The organism is Consotaella aegiceratis, from assembly GCF_036541425.1.
Classification (GTDB): domain Bacteria; phylum Pseudomonadota; class Alphaproteobacteria; order Rhizobiales; family Rhizobiaceae; genus Consotaella; species Consotaella aegiceratis.
In genome coordinates this window covers 1-7,852 of sequence record NZ_JAZHFT010000084.1, presented here as the reverse complement: position 1 = coordinate 7,852, position 7,852 = coordinate 1, and the positions used below count along the sequence as shown (strand labels likewise).

At 60.7% G+C, this 7,852-nt stretch carries 6 protein-coding genes and 1 pseudogene; all 7 read left to right on the top strand.

Annotation, left to right across the window (positions count from 1 at the left end; translation table 11 throughout):
• Positions 1-560, top strand: a 560-nt coding sequence (locus tag SMD10_RS24525) for a hypothetical protein (RefSeq protein WP_331688361.1), incomplete at its 5' end; no start/stop codon positions are given.
• Positions 561-873: 313 nt separating this feature from the next.
• A pseudogene (locus SMD10_RS25670) lies at positions 874-1,005 on the top strand (hypothetical protein); the annotation flags it as partial.
• A gap of 54 nt (positions 1,006-1,059) precedes the next feature.
• Positions 1,060-1,689 carry a DUF6441 family protein gene (locus tag SMD10_RS24520; RefSeq protein ID WP_331688360.1) on the top strand — a complete coding sequence of 210 codons (630 nt, stop codon included), beginning with the start codon at positions 1,060-1,062 and terminating at the stop codon, positions 1,687-1,689.
• Positions 1,690-1,761: 72 nt separating this feature from the next.
• Positions 1,762-3,114 (top strand): hypothetical protein, encoded by a 1,353-nt coding sequence (locus SMD10_RS24515; RefSeq protein ID WP_331688359.1) that lies wholly within the window; start codon positions 1,762-1,764, stop codon positions 3,112-3,114.
• Positions 3,115-3,223: 109 nt separating this feature from the next.
• A complete protein-coding gene (locus tag SMD10_RS24510) occupies positions 3,224-3,718 on the top strand; it encodes a hypothetical protein (protein WP_331688358.1) in 495 nt (164 codons plus the stop codon).
• Between the two features lie 22 nt (positions 3,719-3,740).
• Complete coding sequence (locus tag SMD10_RS24505; RefSeq protein WP_331688357.1) at positions 3,741-4,163, top strand: hypothetical protein; 423 nt, start codon at positions 3,741-3,743, stop codon at positions 4,161-4,163.
• Between the two features lie 39 nt (positions 4,164-4,202).
• Positions 4,203-7,592: a hypothetical protein gene (locus SMD10_RS24500; protein ID WP_331688356.1), complete on the top strand. Its 3,390-nt coding sequence runs from the start codon at positions 4,203-4,205 to the stop codon at positions 7,590-7,592.
• Positions 7,593-7,852: the final 260 nt, after the last annotated feature.

The window sequence follows — 7,852 nt, the reverse complement described above, 5'->3', positions numbered from 1 at the left end:
TTGCTTTCGGACTATCGCTCGTCGTTGCGCCCGCACAAGCGTGCCCCGTGCACCGGGCACTGACGCCTGAGGCCGTCCGCCAAGCTGACACCATCTTCGTTGGACGTGTCGTTGGATTGGTGGCGGCCACCCGTTCCACTCAAAGAGCGAGAGATCAAGCGACGACGGTGACGCTCGATGTTGAGAGGGTTGTTCGCGGTCGACAGGTCATCGGCAACATCAAGGTCTACGGATACGACAGCACGGATACCAGGTTTCCGCGTTCTATCGAGGAACTCGTGGGCAAGCGCGGCTCGCTCGTTGAGGTCGCGATCGTGTTCCCGGACACGATAAAAGCCAAGACGGGTTGCCGTTACTTGGACGGGGTGACGGGTTTGGGCGAGGCTATCACCTCGGTGTCGTGCAAGATCGATCTTCCCGTCACGATTCCATTCGAAAACAACACTGTCATTCCTCTTGAGCACCCGACGATCATCGGTCAGCCATGCACCTCCGCATACATCCGAGCATTGCGCGAGGAACCAAACCTGCCCGCCCTCGAGGAAGAAGACCGTCGATGACATCGGCGTAGATCACTTTCACAACGTCGGCTTTGAATGATTTGGTTGTTTGGGGCTATGGCTCGTTGGGGTCAGAAGCCGAAGCGCAGCTTCCCGCCTGCGGTGCGCGAAAGCCGCCCGTCTCCCTCCGGCCCCATCTTCGCCACCCCGCCCTTGGCCGGGTGGGGTGGCGGGATAGCGCCCATGTCGGTCGTTAGAAGCTGATCTTGAACACCTGTAGAGCGGACATCCGCTCGCTCCAGCATGTTCGTCGAAGCAGGCAGGAAGGGGAACCTTCGCTGCTACTGAGAACAAGGTCGGCTTCGAGCCCCTTGTGCGCAGTGGGGCCGCCGCAGCGAATGGCTGGCTTCGCGTACCACTCGGCTGGTTCTGCGTCTCGCCGAGGTGCCTCAGCCCGCTCCCCTGCGATCACATCGAGATCGACGGGGATGCCTTCCTCATTCAGGGCGAGCCAGCCCGCGACCGCGAGCGGCTGGTCTGGACCGTAGACCTGACCCGCATGAAACTGAAGCTCGACATCGATCCCGACATCGTCGCGATGATGGCGGCGGAGGTGGCGGCCGGGGAGCGCGCCGTCACGGCCGCGATGCGCGAGGCCGGGATCGGGTTGAAGTCAGCGTGGCGGCTGCAGATCACCGGCGCGGGGCTCGGGCCCCGGCTCGCCAATTCGATCCGTAGCCAGAACTTCCCGCGGTCGGGCGAGAGCCTGGATGCCGCCGCGCTGGTCTGGTCCAAGGCGCCGGTTATCGTCGGCGCGCACGACACGGGGCCCCTCATCCGCTCCAAAGACGGTTTCTGGCTGGCGATCCCGCTGCCCGCAGCCGGCAAGTCCCTGCGCGGCGGCAGGATCACGCTCGGCGAATGGGAGCGACGGCGCGGGTTGCGCCTGCGCTTCGTCTATCGCCGCACAGGGTCGAGCCTGCTGGTCGCGGAGGGCCGGTTGAACACGAAGGGTCAGGCGGTGGTGTCGCGCTCGAAGACCGGGCGCGGAAAGGTTACCGCGCCGATCTTCCTGCTGGTGCCGCAGGTGAAGCTGCTGAAGCGGCTGGACCTCGCGCGAGATGCGGACCTGGCATTGGACAGCGTGCCGGCGCTGATCGTGGCGAATTGGGTAGACTCGATGCTTTGAACAGCATCATACTTAACGGGAAATGCTGTAGGTTCACCCTTCTTCCGCATTTCTTTGATGAGGCACAGTCTGATGCGAGCATCGCCAGTTGAAGCGATGAAGGCCGAAAAGCGATCGGCGGAGACTTTCTTTGATTGGTTCGGCCGCGTGACGAATACGGATGTGTTACTTGGCGACCCGGAAGAGCACCGGAAATTTTTCGCGTCACGTGATGCAAAGTGGTTTGATGAGCTAAGCGAGGCCTATGATGCGCACCATCGCGATTTCCCGGGCGGGTTCAGCTTGCCGCCTTTGCGAGGGCGGCGCCCCTTGCTTTGGGATCAAATGGAAACTGCTGGCGATGCGCGCATGGGTGGAATTGATCGGAAGATCCCGTTCTTTGGGCCACTTACCTATGAGGGCGTGATCTTTACTGACGGCATCGCGCTGCCTGCGGCGATCAATCGTCATCGTACGGCTCAGGAGGCTGAGGGTTCTCCGGCGCGGCAACGCTTCCTAGCTTTTATGGATGTGCTAATCGATTACGCACCAATGTTCCGGACCGGCCAGCTCGCGATTGTGTCTGAGAGCGCAGCTTTTTCGATTGCCATGCCTCGAGACCCTCACCAGCACGCGTGGTTCTGCGAAGAGATCGATCAAGATATTCTCGGCCGAATGATGCGAGAAAAAATCGAGGATGTGCGTCACCAGATTCCGACATTGATCGGTTACCACAACCTGGCTGCAGCCTTCGATGCCGATCCCGTGATTGCGGATCATCATCGCAGCGGCGCATCCACGCTATACGACTATATCGGACTGGCTGCATACGCAGGCGAGCCAGAGCAGGCATACTCAGCATTGCCGGAGTTGGATTTCTCCTTCCACTTCGACGTCAGCCGGAAGCCGAATACGCTACGCGAGCGCGCCGAGATGCTGGCCAGCATGGTTCAGGACGACTACTGGGTCGAGGTGCGCAGGTGCATCGCCGAGGCGGGCAATGAGAAGAGTCGCGCCGACTATCACGGCGCGCTGCTCGATGGTCTGGCCCACATAAATGCACGAGACCAAAAAAAACCGCCGATGGTCGTGCGCGCTTCGTCCGATCTCGTCTTCAATACCGGGGTCAACTTTGCATTTGTTGGTGCCATCGGTCTTGCTGCCTATGCGGGTCACACGAGCTTCGCCGAGCAGGTGGCGAACTCGCCAATAATGTCGAGCCTTTTTGGGGCTGCTTTCGCGACCGGTGCCGGCCTCGCGGTTGCGGGGACCGCGGCGCGAATGTCGAGGCGGCCGTTCACCGCTGCCGATGTGTTTAAGATGGTTCGAGATAGTGTCGCCGATCCGTCCGCGCGTTTCGCCAGCGATCAGGAGCGTGCGCAAGCTCAAGCAAATTCTATGTGGATCCGCAGCATAATTGAGAGAAACCGCAAAGCACGGGAGTGACGCTGGAGGAGGAGGAGGGAGTGGATGGCAAGGAGATTCGCGATCGTCCACTTTTATGTAGCAGCGGACCGCGAGTGGTCGCCTAAGCGAAGATTATCTGAGCACTGAAATGCGTACGCCCCGCGAAACCATCCTCGCCGCGCTGTATGCGCGGCTCTCGGCGCTGCCTGCGACCGCCCTTCGCGGCGAAGTGCTGCCCGAGCGCGTGCCGGCCGAGGGCCTGCTGATTCTGCGCGATGGCGAGCCGGGGGAGCCGGAAGTCACACTGTCTCCGCTCGCGTACCATTACCAGCACCGCGCCGAGATCGAGGCGGTCGTACAGGGCTACGACCGTAATGCGCCCATCCCAGTCGTAGAGGCAGACCTCACCTCACCCAAAAAGCCGACGTTTCGACAGATATTAGCAAGCGGCAATGCGCCAAGCGTGAATCTCGCATCGTACGGCCGCCGATGCGACGACTGGGCGAAACTGGGCATATGCGAACAGCTACGGAACTGCGCTTCCATTGCCCTATCGGTTGCACAGGCTTCTGAAGTCGAGGCTTTTGGCCTGGCGTTCAGGCGCCTTGCATTTCTCAAATTGCCATGCAATGATTGTAATTGACAATATTATGCAAGGGGCAATTATGCGAACTGATCTCGAGACGCTTGAGGCATTCATCGGACAGCAGCTCATCCGCAACAAGCTGACCGCGAATACTGCCAACTCCTATGCGAGCTCGGTGAGACAGGTCTTCTCGATCGCCACCGATGCTGAAAAAGCCAATGTGTTAGGGGTCGACATAGCGGATCTCTACGCGCGCTTCCGCGCTGCCAATGACGGGCTCGCTGACAAGACGGCCGAGTCGTATGAAAGTCGCGTCAGGGCCATTCTCAAGCAGTTCGCCGAGTTTGTTTCCAAGGAAGGCGCCGACGGCGGTTCGACGATCATGGGAACGCTCGCGATCCCCCTGCGCACTGGGGTTGTTAAAGTGGACGGACTTCCGAGCGATCTCACGGCTGCCGAGGCAACCCGTATCGCTGCCATGATCACTGCGATGGCGAGCTGACAGACAAGGAAGAGTTCAAACGGAGCGGGACAGGAAATCATGGTCGAGGAACTTCCCCAATCCGACATGTCCGAGGAGCAACGCCATATAGCCTCGCTCCTGCAGCGCCTGCTGGGAAAGCGGACCGCCGACCGATATGTCGACTTTTGTCGGCTCGCGGCTGGCACCCTGCCCCTTCGCGTATCGGTGCCTCTGGCTGGCCACGCCATGCGCGAGATCGACGCGCTTCTCCGCCTGCTTCTCGCAATTCCCACCGACCTGACGGTAACAGGTTCGCCCGAGACGGAGGATCGCCTCGAACAGGCTACGGCCGCGCTGCGGGAACTTGGATACAGCCAGCAGGCGGCAGATCGAGCGGTCAAAGAGCTCACCCCCAGGCTCAGCCATCGCGAGCAGATCGAACGGATCTGCGCATCCCTGGGGCTCGCTCCAGACGGCGACGTTGCTCGATCATGGAAGTTCGTAAAGGACGTGAATAAAAAGGTGCATTACGGCCGAGCACTGCATCAGTCGCTGGAGGTGGACGACCAGTTCCGTTCGGAATGGCAAGCCCCTTTTGACACTGCAGTCAGGGGCCTGATGGTCGCCCTTCAGGGCAAATATACAGCCTACATTGGGCGCCTCGACGAAATTCTCGCCATGCCGGACCGAAAGGCGGCCGTAGAGGCTTTATCACGCGAGATTCCCGGTGCTCTCCCGCTGTTGTCCTACTTTTTCGACCGACTCGGCACTCCCGACTGGCTCGATCCCCTTGCCGCAAAGAAATTGCTGGCGGCGTCCTGGGCCGGCCTCGATGACATAGACGACGGGCTGCGCCTGCAGCATTGGCCAGCTGGCCGATATTTAGTGAGGATGGCAGGCTCGAGCGATTCCACGGTCCGGGCGAAAGTCGCCGACGCGCTCCATTTCGTGGGAAGATCAGAAGATCCGGATGTCCATTGGCTTGGCGCCGAAGCGATCGCCGCTCTTCCGGCCGACGAGGCCGAGCCCCTGATCGACATCTTGGACAGGTGGCTTAGTCGAGATACTCGGCTGCCCTATTCGTCGGCCGCCCACACGATCCTCAAAAACCTCGTAGAAGGGGATCACCGAGAGGCCGCGCTCAGCTTCTTTGCCTCGCTCTACCGCATCATTGCCAAGGACGGCAGGGCCACCACCCTTTTCGACCAGCACATGTTCGAGCACTTGCTGCCCTTGGATGTCCGTGTGTGCGCAGTAAGGTTAGGCAGCGACCTCGTTCGTCTGCTGTGCCAGATGCTGGACACCGCGTTGCGCATCGAGCGACGGGTGAGCGATGATCCTCCCGGCGACTATTCTCACCACATGACGAGGACCATCTCCGAGCACGGCACCAAGCACGGCATCGTTGACGCCCTGGTCGGTGAGATCGTTCGGTCAGCCCGGCTCATCTGTACGGCCAACCCCGACCGGCTCGAGGGGATCATCACCGAGATCTCGAAATATCCTTGGCGGTTGTTCATTCGGCTGCGGCTCCATGTCCTCTCCCTCGATCCCGCGGCCGCGCCGGCGCTCGCCACCTCGAACCTCGATGACACCAGGCTGATCGGCGAGACTTGGTGCGATGTGGAGTACGGCGATCTGGCGGCCGTGTGGTACGGTCGTTTACCTAAGGAAACGCAGGCTCGAATTTTGAGTGTGGTCGACAAGGTCCCGTCGAAATACGAACCGAGCTGGCAGGAGCGCTTCCGGAAAAGCGCTGGGCGAGAGCCCAACGACGAAGAAAGGGCCGCCTTCAGAGCATCCGTGCTGCAGCAGGTGCAATGGCGTTGGCGCCACGTGCTTCCCAAGGATCGTCAAGAGGAGGTCGAACGTCGTGGTGACCCTGATATGTGGTTCAACGCGCTCAATGAGCCCGATGTCAGTCCAGCCGCCGCGGCTCACCTCGCCAACCTGTCAGTCGACGAGATCGTCTCGTTCCTCACCAACTGGCGCCCTTCGCCGCAGGCGAAAAGAGTTACGGTGACCGGTCTAGGCCAACAATTGCGGCAGGCCGCCGAGCTGAATGCTACGGCCTTTTCTGAAGAGGCCGCCCAATTCTCGAGCGTTCCAGCGATCTATCTCCGCGGCTTCATCGAGGGCTTGACGACCGCTGTCCAGAACAAGACTACGGTCGACTGGAATGGCATTCTTTCGCTTACGGGATCGCTCGTGTCTCGCGTCGGCCCGACCGGTAACGAAGGCGAGGGCCATGACGCGGATTGGTCGCGAGTCCGCAAGTCTGCAATCGAATTGATCTCGGTGGGTCTGCAGCTTGGCAAGGAAGGCATCCGCTTTGGTCTCGAGGCGGAGGTCCAGGATCAGGTCATCGCATTCTACGAGAGCTCGTCGCCGACGGACCTGGAGAGCTTCGAGGAGACCTACCGCCGGCAGGTCTACTTCGCCGCCACGTCGACGTCGCGCGGCGCCGCCCTTCAGCTTTGCATTCAACTCATCTTCTGGCTGAGCAAAAACCCTGAGACTGCTGTCGGTAAGGATCCTGGCAACGCTCTCATCGCATTACCGGAGATCAGGAGCATTCTGGACGCCGAGATCGCCCGGAGCGGTGCTGATGGACGAATACCGCGGGCGGTCATCGGGCGCCACCTCGGTCGGCTCAGCTACTTCGCGGCCGACTTTCTGGAGGTCAACGCGCCCGCTTTTTTCGAGACATGCGATGCGCAGCTGCGCGACGCGCTCTGGCTATCGCACGTCCAGATCGGAACGGGACCCATTTCGCGGCTTGCCACTAAAATGAGCGATTGCTACCGCCACGAGATCCGACGGCTGGCAGAGAACGTGCCGGGCGCCGATCGAGACTATCTTACCGAGAGGTTCACGCACTACTTGGTGATCCTCTACATCGTGGGGGCCCTCCCTGAAGACGTCGGAGTCCAGTTCTGGAATGATGCCCCAGTGGAGGCGCGGCAGAAGGCAATGTGGTTCCTTGGCATGCAGCTGGCACGGCCCGATGGGGAGATGCGCCTCAGAGCGCAGAGCTATTGGGATCGAAGGCTGCTGGCCGCTTCAGAGCCCTCGGCGCAGCGCACGGTTTTCCAGAAAGAGATCGGCGCGATCGGCCAATTCTACTTTCATCAGGGCCTCGACCCCGATTGGCTCATGCAGCAGACCATTGCTGCGTCGAATGCCGGATATGCGCCGGAACAGACCTTTTACCTAGTGGATCGGATCGCCAGGTTCAGCTCTACGCTCCCGCATCGCGCCGTGGAAGCCATCTCAACGCTGATCAAGAACCGGCATCTCGAGATGATGGAGCTCGGCGCGAGGTCGCAAGACCTGCGAACAATCCTCGTCGCCGGCCTGTCCACCGGCGACCCACAGGCCGTCGCCAATGTGGTCGACGCCATCAATTTCTTGGCGGCCGCCGGCGATACGAGCTGTCTCGACCTGCTGCCGAGAACGCCGAAATAGCGGCCATTAGGAGGAGGCGATCGATGCGCTGGCCGATAGAAGTGCGGTCTGCTGCGTAACGACAGCTAAAGACGCGCTGCAGCCAAGAGCGGACGGTTCTCCGGCCCATCCTGGCCCGTTAGTCGAATGCAAGTCATGACCTCCGCCAGAGGCGGAGGTTTGGAACGCTGCGCTTGAGCCACTAGAAGTGGCTTTGCTACATCAGGCGTTCAGCTTGAACAAATCGTTGTAGTCAGACGCTTTATCGGCTTTTTCTTGAT